A 14,477-nucleotide genomic window follows, 5' to 3' on the forward strand; every position below is an offset into this window, starting at 1 on the left:
GTAGATAGTTTCATCAAAGTTTGAAGATGCTAAACCATCATACAATAAACTCATATTTATGCAGCTACTATAAATATTAGGCTAGCATATATTTTTATAAATTTAAAACGAAATACTTAGAGTGGAGTTAGCATTTGAAAAAGACTGTGCTTTTTAACGGAATAATCTTTCAATTTATAAAGAAAAGAAATACAATATAAGGAAATGCATATATGATTCAGGGAATAGAAAATATGTAATAAATGAAAATGAGACTTGAAATTGAATTGAGACAAAAAGTAGGTAGAGATTAACTACCAGCAAAAGCTCAGTCGATTCAACAAATAATCAATGTTTCGAGTTATTATTTGTGAAAGGAGAATAAATGTAAGCATGAAAAAGATTATTATTTCAGATCTTGATGGGACTTTATTAAGAAGTGATAAAACAATTTCAGAGAAATCTATTAATATTTTGAGGGAATGTAAAAATAATGGAGACGAATTGATTTTTGCTACTGCAAGGCCTCCAAGGGCTATAAAACAGTATATTCCCAACGTGTTAAAAAGTGAGATTATCATTTGTTATAACGGAGCTTTAGTTCTTAAAGGTAATGATATTTTATATGAAATGAAGATTTCTAAAAATGATATTTTAGAAATCATAGAAATAGCAAAAAAGTATAATCTTCATCAGATTTGTCTTGAAATAAATGATAAGCTGTACTCAAATTTTGATGTTACTGATTATTTTGGTGATGTGCCGTGTGAAGTCATGGATATAAGAAAGTTAAACTTTGAAAAAGCTTCTAAATTAATCGTTTGTACTAATGGCTCAATAAATAAGGAGTTCACTAAGGAATTGCCTGATGAGTGTAAAGCAGTCATTACAGATAACGGAACATTGTGTCAAATTATGCATACGGATGTTTCAAAATGGAATAGCATTCAGCATGTTCTACAGCACTTAAATCGAGACGTATCAGAAGTAATTGCATTTGGAGATGACTACAATGATATGGAAATGATAGAGAAGTGTGGGATTGGCGTAGCGATGAACAATGCTGTTGAAGAATTAAAATCTGTCGCTAAATTTATTGCCAAAAGTAATGATGAGGATGGAGTTGCTACATTTCTGGAAAGTAATAGTTATAGTTATGTTAATTAGTATGGAAAAATGAATCGCAGCAAGCTGCGAAAAAAGAGATGCTACATTTGTTTTTGATAGATAGAAATTATGAAAAGGGCTATGTGGGAGGAAATAGGCGAGATGAAAACACTATTTAAAGTATTAGGGATTATCGTGGGGATGGTAGTAATCGGGGTAGGTGTAACATATGGTATGCTGTATTATCTGAATAATAGTAAACCAGCTGCGAAAAAGGCATCACCAGCCGCTCCGGCAGTAGAAGTGCTAGCTGATAGTAATGTAAAAGCTGAAGATGCAAAGCTTTTGGAAAATGGCAATCATTCATTACCGAATAGCGGTTTTAATAAAAATTTTAAGTGGACAGATGAGAACATACAGACAGCATTACATGAAATGGCACATCAAAAAACAAAAGCTGATCAAAAATGGGGCTATATTTTTATTACACAAGAACGTATTGAAAGTTTACTTGAAATTATAAATAGTAATGATGTTGCACAAAAAAGTACATATGTGGATATTTTAGAACGATGGAAACAAGGAAAATATGAAAAGGTTGATGTGGACCACAACAAGATTTGGAAATTACAAAGTGGGAATTTAGGAGAAGGGAAAGGAGTAATGTCAGAAAAGGAACAAAAAGAATTAATTAATCAAGTTTTTATACAAAAAGGTACATATTCAGGTAGTAAATTAATTGCAGGTGAGGTGCAAGCTAATAAATAATATACATATTGATTTTGAAACACCTTTGTTGGTATAAATGCAAAGGTGTTTTTTATTGACACAAGAAATAAATGGGAATATGATTCATATATGAAATAAATTAGAGGGGCTTAAATATACATATGAATAACAGAGAGCTTTACGGAAATATTCGTGATGTTTATCATTTACTCCAAAGAAATTTAGATAAAGCAATTGAACAATATGATATAAGCTATGTTCAATTCGGAGTAATTCAAGTACTCGCAAAATCTGGGAAAGTATCCATGTCAAAATTAATTGAAAACATGGGATGTGTTCCAAGTAATATGACAACAATGATTCAACGGATGAAGCGTGATGGTTACGTTATGACAGAGAAGAACCCCAATGACCAACGTGAAACGCTCGTTTATTTAACTAAAAAAGGTGAAGAAGCAAAAAAGCAAGTAGATGTGCAATATAGTGATTTTTTAAAAGAGAACTGTGGTTGTTTTACGAAAGAAGAAGAAGAGCATTTAGACGCTTTATTATTAAAGTGGAAGAGGCATTTGAGTTAAATATAATAAAAATGTAACGCTTTGTTACATTTTTATTTATATAAATACTTCATATATGAAGTAAAAACTAGTGCAATAAAAAAAAGAAGGGGGATAATTATAAAGAGTTATTTCATATATGAAATAAAAGGGGAGTTTTATATGGAGGTAAAGTCGATGATACGTATTTTGGCAATTGTAGCTTTTTTTGTTGGGCTAGATTCATTACTTGTGGCACCTTTATTACCAGCTATTACAGAAACAATCAGTATGCCTGATGGGAGTGGAGGACTTTTAATTACTATTTATGCACTTTGTTATGGAATAACTGCACCTTTATTCGGACCAATGTCTGATAGAGTTGGAAGGAAACGTATGATCATAATGGGGTTTGTTATTTTCTCCATTTCTACATTTTGTACCGGAATAGCTAGGGATTTTGAAATGCTTTTATTATTTCGTGGTCTAACAGGTTTATCCGGTGCAATGATCATGCCAAGTATATTTGCATTAGTAGGAGATAAAGTTATATATGAGTCAAGGGGAAAAGCAATGGGAACGATTATGGGAGCAATGGTAGGTTCGACAGTCATCGGAGTACCTATAGGAGCATTTTTATCTGAAGTAGGAAATTGGCAGTGGACATTTTATAGTATAGGACTATTAACTTTATTTATTACATTACTAGTTAATCAGCTATTAGAAAATGAAAAACCGAGAGATGAGGTGCGTGCTTCTATAACGAAGACGTTGATTGCATCGTTAAAAATGGTTTTAGTAAATGTATCAGTTTTATTTGCATTATTAGCAACGTTCCTATGGACAATTGGATTACACGGAATGTTTTCATACATAGGTGTTTATTATGGAAATAACTTTGGACTTTCCGTTGGCGAGATAGGTATTGTCATCTTTCTGGCGGGAATTGGTAGTGTGGCTGGAAATATTTTTGGTGGAAAGTTAGCTGATAAAGTAGGAAAGAGGAATGTTGTTTCCATTGCCAGTATTGTAGCCTCAATTAGTGTAATGATATTCTCGCTTTCTATAGAAAATCTAGCAATTGCAATTACTGTACATATAATTTGGAGTTTATTTATTGGATTTGGCCAAGCATCATTAACGGCTTTAATTTCAGAATTAAAACCAGCTGTGCGAGGGACTGTGATGGCATTAAATAGTTCTGCCATGTATATTGGGATGACTATTGCTTCTGGAGCAGCTTCACTTGCAGTAAGTAATGGATTGTCGTTTTCTTCTTTAGGAATTATGTGTGCAATTGCTATTTTACTAGTTCTTCCAATCGTATATGCTTTAGTTAAAGAAAAGAAAACGTCTAATAAAAAGAAAATGACTATATAAGTTAAATACTATCTCTATTATATTTTTGTCTTTTTTAATAGTGTAAGAAACGATTGTAAAACGGGTGATATCCATCTAGATTTATGATAGATTACATGGCTTTGAATGACTGTTGGAGTTTCGATGGGCTGAAAACAGAGTTGCTCTTTTTGACAACTTTCCTGTACAACGATGTAAGGGAGAATGGAAATTCCTAACTCACACATCACAGATTGTTTAATGACTTCAACATTGGAAGTTTCGAATGTTTTAGCGGGAATATTCCCACTTTGACGTAAAAAACGATCTACCATTGGTCTATAGCCGCAGCTTTGTTCAGTAAATATAAATTGAGTATTTTGTAATAAAAAGAGTGGATCAGTGTTTGAAGGGAAATGAGCAGGGAAAATCCATCCAAATGTTTCATTACATAAATTACACGTAATAAAATCATTATGCTCTATACTTTCTCCAATTATGAAGATAACATCGGTTTCTCCTTCATGTAGTTTTTTCAATGCTTGCTCATTGGTATTTGTCTCAAGTACGATATTTACTTTCGGATTTTCCTGTTTGTAAGTACGTAATAATTGTGGTAACCGATACACTGCCAATGATTCATTAGATGTAATAGTCAATGTTCCTTCTAAATGGTCACTGTTTTGAGGGATTTCTTGCGCTTTATCATAAATAGTAAGTAATTCTAATGCGTACGGATGAAATTGATGACCTGCTTTTGTAAGAAGTATTTTTTTTCCTAATCGATCGAATAGAGGAATGTTTAAATCGCTCTCTAATGATTTAATATGAGCTGTCACAGTAGATTGCGCATAACCTAATGCATGAGCAGCTTTAGAAAAGTTGCCATATTTAACAATGGCACAAAATGTTTTAACATGTCTCATTTCCATAAGTGATACCCCTTTTATTATCATGATTTGTGAATGATTATATCATGTATTTCAATTTTTCAAATCATTAAATTTCTTTTAAAATTAAGTTGTGGAGAAATTTATTCAAGTGAAATTGGAGGAGAAAAAATGAGTGAAAAGAGCTACCATGTAGCTGTAGTTGGGGCTACAGGTGCAGTAGGACAAAAAATTATTGCATTGTTAGATAGAGAAACGAAATTTAATATAGAAGAAATTACATTACTCTCGTCAAAACGATCTGCTGGTAAGGCAGTAAAATTTAAAGGAAGGGAGATTAAAATACAAGAGGCAAAATCAACTAGTTTTGAAGGTGTAGACATTGCATTTTTTAGTGCTGGAGGAGAAGTTTCTAGACAATATGTAAATCATGCAGTTTCTAGTGGTGCAATCGTAATTGACAACACAAGTGAATACAGAATGGCACACGATGTACCACTCGTCGTTCCAGAAGTAAATGCACATACTTTAAGGAAACATAAAGGGATCATTGCAGTTCCGAATTGCTCAGCACTACAGATGGTAACAGCACTTCAGCCAATTCGAAAATCATTTGGTTTAGAACGAATTATTGTTTCAACGTATCAAGCCGTATCAGGTTCAGGAATTCATGCGATTCATGAATTAAAAGAACAGGCTAAGTCAATGCTTACAGGTGAAGAAGTGAAGAGTACTATATTACCAGCGAAAAAAGATAAAAAACATTATCCAATTGCATTTAATGTATTGCCGCAAGTGGATATATTTACAGACAACGATTTCACATTCGAAGAAGTAAAGATGATTCAAGAGACGAAGAAAATTTTAGAAGATCCAAATCTGAAAATGGCAGCTACTTGCGTTAGAGTTCCAGTTGTATCGGGGCATTCTGAATCGGTTTATATTGAACTTGAAAAAGAAGCTACCGTTGCAGAAATTAAAGAAGTACTACTGAATGCACCAGGTGTTATTTTACAAGATAATCCTAGTGAACAAATTTATCCAACGCCACTATATGCAGAGGGTAAAAGAGATACATTTGTAGGTAGAATACGCAAAGATCCGGATATGCCAAAAGGATTCCATCTTTGGATTGTTTCTGATAATTTATTAAAAGGTGCGGCTTGGAACTCAGTTCAAATTGCAGAGACATTGGTGGAAAAGGGGATTATTTAGTATAAATTTATATAAACATTGAAAATAGGAGAATATATGGGAAACCGTTAATTATAATGGTTTCCCATTTTTTACTTAATGAGTATTCTCCTATCTTCAATTTGAATTTAATTTAATTTAATTTAATTTAAGTTAGTTTTTATAGTGTTTTTATAGATATCAATTTTATTTGCAGAGAATTTTAAAAATCTAGGCTCTCCATTAATTGTGAGATAAATATTAATTGAGATTGGCATCTCAACCTTTTTTACTACATCTTCTATAGCAATATACTCATTTTCTTTTTGGTTATAAAAAACAACGGAACTAATTAAGACCGCGTTATTTTCAATATCAATACTACACATCATAGGGAATTTCTCATCATTATGTATTATTAATTCGCCCAGTACTATTGAACCGTTTAATTCTTCTGTGAAATTAATAGTTTCAACTGGTTTTACCCACGTTTCATCGCACTCTTCGTATTCCTCTTCATCTATTGCCCATTCCCATATTGGGTTTTGTTTTAAGTCTTCAATGGTTAATTCGTCAACGGGTTTGCTTTTACTCATAAGTACTTTCCTCTCTTAACATAATAAATGGATGATTAAAAAATATTCTTTCATTAACTGAACAATATGGCCATTTGCATCCATTTGAAATACAAGTTTTCGCATTTTCATAATCAGTTGAACGCCAATAAACAGGTTCAATGTAGAGTTTATTCCATTTGATATTATTTTAACTAGTTCCGAAATACTGTACTCATCCTAATAATTTTCCGACCGTTTGTTCTTATAGTAATTTTTACAATGTTTTGAGTAGGTATCAAATAGTTATTAACTGACCTGATTGAAAAGAAAAAAGGATTGTTAATGTAAGTGGAAAAGAGCGGAAAACATCAAGAATGAACAAAAGGATTTCGGTATGATATGGATATATTCAATGTGAGGGGGAATTTAAGGTGTATCAAATAAAGGGGTATTTTTCGTCACTAAAAGGAAATTATTATGAAATTGGTAAGCGACAAGGAGAATTCGTAAAGAAACATCCGTATCTCATTCCACAATTTATACAGCAAGAAAATTTTATATCAGATAACCACTGGACAGAATCTAGAAATGTATTAAATCAATATTGTTCAGGAATTAATGAAGAAATTGAAGGGTTTTGCGAAGTGTTAAAAATTCCGTCTAGAAATATGATGTATTATTATCAAACGCTATTAAAGGCAGGTTGTAGTCATTGTGCAGTATTACCACAAAAGACGGATTCAGAGCATACGTATGTATTAAGAAATTATGATTTATCACCAAAAATAGATGATATGCGTTTTTGCTCGACGCATGTTGAAGGTGCGTATACACATAGTGGCTTTTCTACTCAATATTTTGGCCGAACAGAAGGAGTTAACGAGCATGGATTATCTGTTACATTTTCAGCATGTGGGCAACCAGTAGGGAATATTGAAGGTTTAAGAAAGCCAATGGTAAGTGGTTTACAATGTTTTGCGGTAATTCGAGTATTATTGGAGAAATGCAAAAATGTACAGGAGGCTAAGTCACTAATAGACGAAATGCCAATTGCAAGTAATATTAATATTATTGTAGCTGATCCTTTAAATGCAGCACATATTGAAATATTTGACGGGCATAAATCCATAACAACAATTGAAGATAATAATCATGCTTTTATTGTATCTACGAATCATGCGGTTAGTTCATCCATTAAAAAGTTAAATAATAGAAGGCTAGAACAGTCTACTAAGAGATATCAAATATTACAAGACTATTTAAATCAAGGTGAACAAATTAGCAAAGATTCTTTAAAAAGTTTGGTAGAATGTGAATATCCAAAAGGGCTAACAGTACATAATTATGAAGAGTGGTTCGGGACTTTGCATTCTGTATTATTTGATTTAAAGGATCGTACATTGAATATTTGCTTCGGGTCGCCACTTTTGAACGAGTGGTACTCATTGAGAGTTGGAGAAAGCCTTCCGTTTTCTGAGGTGAATGTGAACTTTAAAAATAGTAAATATACTGATTTTTGGAGAGAAGACAAAAATGAATGGATTCCTAAAGATTAAAAAGGAATAAAATGGTAAAATTAAGGGGTGGAAATAGATAGGAGGGATTGACTTTGCTACAAGTTATGTTAGCAATTGTTTTTATCTTTTTTTTAGTCGTTTCGATGTATATAACTTATCAAAAAAGAAAAAAAGCAGGGATAAAAGGATTAAAAAGTTCATTAACTTCTATTTGTTGCTTTTTAATTGCAATCTTAAATTTGTTTGCATATTGGCTTCATTTTGGCGGTATTTTTACTTGGCTAGTCTCAATAGTATTGTTGCTAGTGGGGGCGTATTTTACAAAATATATTCCAATCTCAAAAAAGGTGCACTAAAATTATATGAGTTTATATGTAATGTTTTATTTCAATGAGCTATAGATGCCTTTAAATCAATACTTTTGAGCATTTCGATATGTGTTTGCAAACATTTTGTAAATACATATCAAAATATACTCTTCGCGAATGCTTTCGCTGCATCTTCTTGCATATTGGGTAAGACATGAGGATATACTCTTAAAGTTAAAGAGATATCAAATGCCGATGACAGAATTCATGAAGTTTGTAAAGTGCGAGAACGAAGGTGTTTTTGACATCAAGCAGATGTACAGCGCGGAAAAAGCTTTCAAGAAAATGGAGAACCACCGAAATCTACATTTTGCTTACATGGGTATGCGAGTAAATGTAGCTGGCAAGTGGGGTACGATTGTTGGAAAATGGAAGACTAATTTTTTCGTTTTGTTCGATGGGGAAATAGAAGCGTACAACTGCCACCCTTATTGGGAAATTGCTTACTTCGATGAAGAGGGCAATGTGGTCCATAGCTGTCAAAAGGGAGAGTATGCGATATAAGTAAAAAAAGGACGAGCAGTCGTACCTACTGTCCTTTATAGGAGAAAAATTATTCTGGACTAGAACTACGAATAACCAGAAAACGTGCTTTTAACCAGTGTTGTCAAAGATGTAATAATCTATGCAACAAAAAAGCTTAGTCGGAATTCAAAACACCAAAATGGTTTGCATTGGTAAACAGGCTCAAAAGTAGTATATGCAAAATGAAAAATTCCATACAAAAAGCAGACAACAATTTTGGTTGTCTGCCAGTGAGTCGAATGAGTTAGCTAATTGTGATAAATTGCTTTCCCATTACAAGAAGAGTGAAGCTGCTAGTTCAAACAGCTTGTAGGTAGTCTTTTCGATATTTTAAAAAATATACAGAGAAAGCAGATAAGTGACGTATCTACCTGCTTCTGCTGTAAAAAAAGAAAGAAGTATTAGCCGTGGGTACGGCGGCTTGAGAATAGTATGTATTGGTTTTGAAAAAATATTTAAGGAGTGAAGGGAAATGGGATGGGTACGAAGCTATTCACTCGAACAGCTTCGTACCCGTCACAGTCGTTATCCTATTGTGACGGGTATCTGACTTATATTATTGAGGGAACGGGACGGAAGGATGCCACGGTATTGTTGCAGGAATCCAGACGGACCTGCGTGCTTACCCCAGCATTCGTGAGTTGCGTCACGGCATTCAAGATAGCAGATCTTCTGCCAGACTCGACGGCTACGTTATAGTTCACGACTAGGGGGCGAACTGGGTCCTGATGGGGAAAGCGATTGAGAATTGCTTGATGATAGGTTGTTCTTAACGTGACGTTCGCTGTCAACGTGAATCCTTCTATAGTAATGCCAGTCAGCGTTGTCCCGTTAAATGAGGTGAGTTTGACTGTAAGCATGTAACGGTTTTGCATATTTATTTTTCCTTTATTATTAGACTCAATTTATTTTATGCTTGTCTAACAATTTAGTGTAGACACTTGCATCATAATAAGTTGAAAGATATATAAGATTATATTTTGATAAGGCGTGGGGATTAAAAGAAGGCAGTTGAACAAAAACGCTATTTGAATAAAAGCTAGTGGACTAGTTTTTAACACTCACTGAAATTAATACTCATAATATACTTTGTAATAACTTATATGGAAGTGAGTTGAATACTAATGTTTTATTCATATTTTGATACTCGAGATAGAATGCGTCCGTATGGTACGGCGGGTATTACGTATAGCGGAGCACAAAGTACAATTCAAGCTGTTCAACAAGCGTTACAAGCACAGCAGCAAATGCAACAAATACAGCAAGGCATACAACCGTACTATTCATCTATGGAGTATTATTATCCAATGCATCATATTACACCATACGGAATTTCTGTTTCAACAATTCCATATGGAACTGTATACAATTTATAAAAATATGCGGGGGAATAAATTTGAGTATTTATATAAGGGCGCAAGTACAGAGCGCCCTTATAAGAAATGATTCGTATCTGATGAATTAATATTCAATTAAATGTGTAATTAAGATTAATATAAAAATTTTATTTTTTATGTATTTGAAACACGAAAAGAGCACTTAATAAAGTGCTCTCATGACGAGATCATTCACTCAAAAGAAAGGAATACACCATATCATACGAAAATATTTTGAAATGCTCTTGGATAAATTAATTATTATTTGTAAAAAAAGCAGCTAGCAAAAGCTAACTGCTCGGATATGATTGGAATTAATGGAAGAACAGAGAAATATGATTAGTGTCTCTCTGTTCTTTATATTATTCGCAAATAAATCCAGTTGCTATACCAGTTGGAGCAACACCTACTGGGACCGTATCAATAACCGTATTTGTAGCAGTATTGATGACAGAAACAGTATTACTAGCTTGGTTTGTAACATAGGCGCGAGTGCCATCTGGTATGATAGTCACTTGGTCTGGTGATAGTGCAACCGGAATGGTATCGATGACGGTGTTTGTCAACGTACTTATTACAGATACATTATTACTTACTTTATTTACAACGTAAATACGAGCTCCGTCCGGTGTAATAGCTATACCAACAGGTTCGGTACCTACGCTAATGGTATCAATAACGGAATTGGTAGCGGTGTTAATAACAGAAACAGTATTGCTGTTTTGATTTGTGACATAAGCACGAGTCCCGTCTAGTGTGAAGACGATTATCCTTGGACGAATGCCGACAGGAATGGTAGCACTAACTGTATTGAGAGCAGTATTAATAACAGAAATTGTGTTACTTAATTCATTTGCAACATATGCAAAGGCCCCATTCGGAGAAACAGTGATCCCTTGTGGAGCGTTACCGACAGAAATAGTATCAACAACTGTATTTGTAGCAGCATTAATAACAGAAACAGTATTATTACCATGATTTCCAACATAAACAGTTGTGTTATTTGGAGAAACAGCTACACCGATTGGATTACTTCCAACAGGAATGGTAGCGATGACTGTATTGGTAGCAGTATCAATAACGGAAACGGTATTAGAGAAAATATTAGTAACATAAGCACGAGTCCCATTTGGCGAAACTGTTACTTCAAGAGGTGCATTATCTACAGTAATTGTAGCGACAACTGTATTTGTTCCGGTGTTAATTACAGATACTGTATCATCTGAAGGGTCATCAATGGCTCCTGCGTTGGTAGCATAAACAAGGAAATTACATCCAGGTCCCGTCGGCCCCGTCGGCCCAGTAGGTCCCGTCGGTCCAGTTGGCCCCGGTGGGCAATCACAATCTCCCGGTGGTCCTTCAGGCCCTTGAATACTTTGCACGCCTTGAGGTCCAGTAGGTCCTTCAGGCCCTTCAGTGCCTTGAATGCCCTTCAGTGCCTTGAATGCCCTGCACGCCTTGAGGTCCTTCAGGCCCTTCAGGCCCTTGAATGCCTTGCACGCCTTGAGGTCCAGTAGGTCCTGGTGGCCCGGGAACTCCTGTTCCTGTCCCTGAACCAGTAGGTCCTGGTGGTCCTTGAATGCCTTGAATACCTTGCACACCTTGAGGTCCAGTAGGTCCTGCAGGCCCTTCAGGCCCCGTCGTTCCAGTAATGTTTAATAGTGAACTATTCAAGACTCCTTGTAAAATTAAGCTAAATGTCTGCTGTAACAAGGGGTCCGATATATTTGAACAACTAATAAGCGAAGACAAGTTTTGGAATAGAAATTGGAATAATGCTGAGATTTGAGTGAGAGTTGCAGTAGGTAAGGAATTGATTAATTGGTTTATAGTTCGTAAAACTAAATTTCTATTTGGTGTATTTGGTTGTACTGCTATTAATAAATCATTTAATGCCTGTAATGCTGTTTGGAGTATTTGTCTAGTTGTAGGATTTGGTGTTGTGAAGAAAGAAAGGATAGCTTGGTTTAATTGGTTTATTATTTGCAATAATTCTTGTTGTTGAGAATTTGAGAAAAAACAGGTGTACAACAATTACTTTGATTACAAGGGGATACAGAAATAAAGCAGGGGAGCTGAAACTTATCACACGAATTTGGTGAATTTGACTTATTATTATGTCTCATAAATAACTCCTCTAAAAAATTTTAAATGTTAGATATGTCTTGATAATTTATATTAGCAACTGAGTTTAAAGTATTTATGGGTATATGTTTAATATGAAATGTTCAGAAATGTTTCTTCCTTCAAAGTATATGTCAATAAAGTAAAGATGATCTTATTTTACATGTAATCATATATATAAATAAAATGAAGATATTTTTATAGTACATATAATCAATACTTAGTTACTAATAGGATGTTGTAATCATAGGAATAGAAGATATTATGACATATGATTTTATTAATATGACTCGCATTCCATATAACGGGCATCTGATTTGAATTTTTTCCAGTATCTTAATACATTTAAGATACTGGATTGTTTAGTGGAAATAAAACTTAATAAAATAATCCTTTTATAAGTAAGTAGATCGAACGGAGGGGAACCGTATCGTATGAATCGATTGTCATTTTCTGAAGACATCGATGGAAAAGAGATGCGAAGACTTGTGGTGAAGGAGCTGAAAAACTACAAAGCATTGTGCGTTCGGATGAAAAATCAAGAAGAACAGGCTCAAGCGGGAGCATCGTTCTTTTTCCTAAAATGAAAGGTGACGATAAGAATCATGAGATACGTTTTAAACAAATTGAACGGACATTGAAATATGCTCTTGATAATGATCAACGTCAGATAATTGAGTTGAAGTATTTTGGGAGTGAGAAAGTCAAAGATTCCTATGTTTATAATGAATTGATGATGAGGCGTGATAGTTTTTATGAGAATAAAAAAATAGCTATCCGTTTGATAGCTACTGCTTTAGGGATTATATGAACGTGGTTTTATTTTAGTGAAGATGAAATTATGATCTTTTGTGTTACTGATATAAATTGTTATATGATACGTGTAATCCATCTTACTCGCTCTGCCTTGTGGCAGGGCTTTTTTATATAATAATATAAATTAAGTAGTTAAAGAGGTGTGTTTAAATGAGCTGGGAAGAATCATATAGAAGAGAGCAACCATGTCCATGTGGTAAGGGAAAATATATTGAAATTATGAAGGTGTATACAATAGAAGAAATATAAAAAAGTGCTAACACGTATGCGGAATAGACAAAAAATATCACTGATTTGCCATTCATAAAAATAGACTTTTCTTAGCAGAAATCACTAATTATAAATACTTATAAAATTAGCTCTGATACAGCAGATATTGAAGCGAAGAAAAATAAAGATGGGAGTGCATATTGGAAATACGAAGATGATCAAACAAAATTATGGAATATACGACTATAGAACTAGAAAATGATGACATAAATCTAAATGTTATTGTTTAAATTCACATTTTATAATTTCCATTTATCCGGCTATTTGTGGGCAGTAAAATTCCCACCTCAAAATTCGACTGGAGCAAAGAAGTTAGGTGGAAGCCCTGCTGCCCGTAAACGTCCGATTGGTGAAGGCTAATAATCCGGGGGAGATGAACAAAACCCCCACTGATTAAAGTTTCACTTTATAAAAATGAGCCCATAGTAAAAATAACCTAAAAATAGGCATATGAACAAGGTACATCATCTAGTGATAGGTCATATTTTGTTGGTGTACGTATTGAACTTAGTTTATCCCGCTATTTGTGGGCAGTAAAACTCCCACCTCAAAATTCGACTGGAGCAAAGAAGTTAGGTGGAAGCCCTGCTGCCCGTAAACGCCCAACTGGTGCGGGCTAATAATCAGTGGGGGATGAACACTCCCCACTGATTAAGGTTTCACTTTATAGCGCTATTTCTACTTAGATTTAACGAACAGAAATATAGGAAAGCATCGATGGGGTTGTAGTTTATAAACGGAGGTCATGAAAATGAATAAGTTTCAACAAGAACTGCAAGCGTTAAGCCTTAATGATTATCAGTCTGGAAATATTGTGTATTGGGACCAGCAAAACCAATATCCATATTACTATATTACAGATGATGCTCGTCGCTGTGGCGGTTGTGGTCGCTGTGGTGGTTGTGGTCGTTGTGGCGGTTGTGGCGGTGGTCGTTGTGGTGGATTCCGTTGTTTTGGTTGCTTCGGCTGCTTTAGTTGTTTTGGTTGTGGTGGTTGCTCTAATTGCTCTAATTGCTCTAATTGTTTTGATGGTTTTAATGGTACTACCGTAACATTTGAATATTGATAAGAGACAAAAAGGAATCCATTTTGAAAAAAGATGATATGCTCCCCATTAGGTAGACAGATAAAAAATAAAAATCTGTTTATCTAAGGGGAGTATTTTTTATGGC

Annotated in this window: 15 protein-coding genes and 1 pseudogene; 12 read left to right on the forward strand and 4 right to left on the reverse strand. The window is 34.3% G+C overall.

The features are described from left to right. The first annotated feature begins 372 nt into the window (after positions 1–372). The 4 genes from BAQ49_RS12625 to BAQ49_RS12640 all read left to right on the forward strand — a co-directional run bounded on the left by BAQ49_RS12625 (position 373) and on the right by BAQ49_RS12640 (position 3,731). On the forward strand, positions 373–1,146 hold the full coding sequence (locus BAQ49_RS12625) for a Cof-type HAD-IIB family hydrolase (protein WP_071745596.1): 774 nt from the start codon (positions 373–375) through the stop codon (positions 1,144–1,146). A gap of 102 nt (positions 1,147–1,248) precedes the next feature. Continuing rightward, positions 1,249–1,854 carry a PRK06770 family protein gene (locus tag BAQ49_RS12630; protein WP_071745597.1) on the forward strand — a complete coding sequence of 202 codons (606 nt, stop codon included), beginning with the start codon at positions 1,249–1,251 and terminating at the stop codon, positions 1,852–1,854. A 122-nt stretch (positions 1,855–1,976) separates the two neighbouring features. Further along, positions 1,977–2,393 (forward strand): MarR family winged helix-turn-helix transcriptional regulator, encoded by a 417-nt coding sequence (locus tag BAQ49_RS12635; protein ID WP_071745598.1) that lies wholly within the window; start codon positions 1,977–1,979, stop codon positions 2,391–2,393. A gap of 141 nt (positions 2,394–2,534) precedes the next feature. Next, a complete protein-coding gene (locus tag BAQ49_RS12640; protein ID WP_071745599.1) occupies positions 2,535–3,731 on the forward strand; it encodes an MFS transporter in 1,197 nt (398 codons plus the stop codon). A 17-nt stretch (positions 3,732–3,748) separates the two neighbouring features. Here the strand turns inward: BAQ49_RS12640 and BAQ49_RS12645 are convergent, their stop codons facing one another. After that, the gene (locus tag BAQ49_RS12645; protein ID WP_071745600.1) at positions 3,749–4,621 is read right to left on the reverse strand and encodes a LysR family transcriptional regulator; all 873 of its coding nucleotides are present in this window, start codon (positions 4,619–4,621) and stop codon (positions 3,749–3,751) included. A gap of 129 nt (positions 4,622–4,750) precedes the next feature. On the opposite strand from BAQ49_RS12645, the gene BAQ49_RS12650 reads away from it, so the two are divergent. After that, on the forward strand, positions 4,751–5,794 hold the full coding sequence (locus tag BAQ49_RS12650; protein WP_071745601.1) for an aspartate-semialdehyde dehydrogenase: 1,044 nt from the start codon (positions 4,751–4,753) through the stop codon (positions 5,792–5,794). Positions 5,795–5,916: 122 nt separating this feature from the next. On the opposite strand, the gene BAQ49_RS12655 is transcribed toward BAQ49_RS12650, so the two are convergent. Both BAQ49_RS12655 and BAQ49_RS33895 read right to left on the reverse strand, forming a co-directional pair. Further along, positions 5,917–6,348, reverse strand: a complete 432-nt coding sequence (locus tag BAQ49_RS12655; RefSeq protein WP_071745602.1) for a hypothetical protein — start codon at positions 6,346–6,348, stop codon at positions 5,917–5,919. Positions 6,349–6,363: 15 nt separating this feature from the next. Further along, positions 6,364–6,489, reverse strand: a complete 126-nt coding sequence (locus BAQ49_RS33895) for a hypothetical protein (RefSeq protein WP_279626803.1) — start codon at positions 6,487–6,489, stop codon at positions 6,364–6,366. Between the two features lie 251 nt (positions 6,490–6,740). On the opposite strand from BAQ49_RS33895, the gene BAQ49_RS12660 reads away from it, so the two are divergent. From BAQ49_RS12660 to BAQ49_RS12680, 4 genes are all read left to right on the forward strand, one after another. Continuing rightward, positions 6,741–7,865, forward strand: coding sequence for a C45 family autoproteolytic acyltransferase/hydrolase (locus BAQ49_RS12660; RefSeq protein WP_071745603.1), 1,125 nt, complete (start codon positions 6,741–6,743; stop codon positions 7,863–7,865). Between the two features lie 53 nt (positions 7,866–7,918). Next, positions 7,919–8,182, forward strand: a complete 264-nt coding sequence (locus BAQ49_RS12665; protein ID WP_071745604.1) for a hypothetical protein — start codon at positions 7,919–7,921, stop codon at positions 8,180–8,182. Between the two features lie 201 nt (positions 8,183–8,383). Further along, the gene (locus tag BAQ49_RS12670; protein WP_071745605.1) at positions 8,384–8,698 is read left to right on the forward strand and encodes a hypothetical protein; all 315 of its coding nucleotides are present in this window, start codon (positions 8,384–8,386) and stop codon (positions 8,696–8,698) included. Positions 8,699–9,843: 1,145 nt separating this feature from the next. Continuing rightward, positions 9,844–10,095, forward strand: a complete 252-nt coding sequence (locus BAQ49_RS12680; protein WP_002136277.1) for a DUF3947 family protein — start codon at positions 9,844–9,846, stop codon at positions 10,093–10,095. Between the two features lie 362 nt (positions 10,096–10,457). Here BAQ49_RS12680 and BAQ49_RS12685 read toward each other — a convergent pair. After that, positions 10,458–12,221 (reverse strand): annotated as a pseudogene (locus BAQ49_RS12685) (collagen-like repeat preface domain-containing protein). 518 nt (positions 12,222–12,739) lie between these two features. On the opposite strand from BAQ49_RS12685, the gene BAQ49_RS12695 reads away from it, so the two are divergent. The 3 genes from BAQ49_RS12695 (at position 12,740) to BAQ49_RS12700 (ending at position 14,371) form a co-directional block, all read left to right on the forward strand. Beyond that, entirely contained in the window at positions 12,740–13,030 is a 291-nt protein-coding gene (locus BAQ49_RS12695; protein WP_244159095.1) for an ArpU family phage packaging/lysis transcriptional regulator, read from the forward strand. 491 nt (positions 13,031–13,521) lie between these two features. After that, positions 13,522–13,665: a hypothetical protein gene (locus BAQ49_RS32915; RefSeq protein WP_165616043.1), complete on the forward strand. Its 144-nt coding sequence runs from the start codon at positions 13,522–13,524 to the stop codon at positions 13,663–13,665. Between the two features lie 391 nt (positions 13,666–14,056). Continuing rightward, positions 14,057–14,371, forward strand: coding sequence for a heterocycloanthracin/sonorensin family bacteriocin (locus BAQ49_RS12700; RefSeq protein ID WP_071745607.1), 315 nt, complete (start codon positions 14,057–14,059; stop codon positions 14,369–14,371). Positions 14,372–14,477 lie beyond the last annotated feature (106 nt).

The organism is Bacillus proteolyticus (genome assembly GCF_001884065.1).
Lineage (GTDB): Bacteria > Bacillota > Bacilli > Bacillales > Bacillaceae_G > Bacillus_A > Bacillus_A proteolyticus.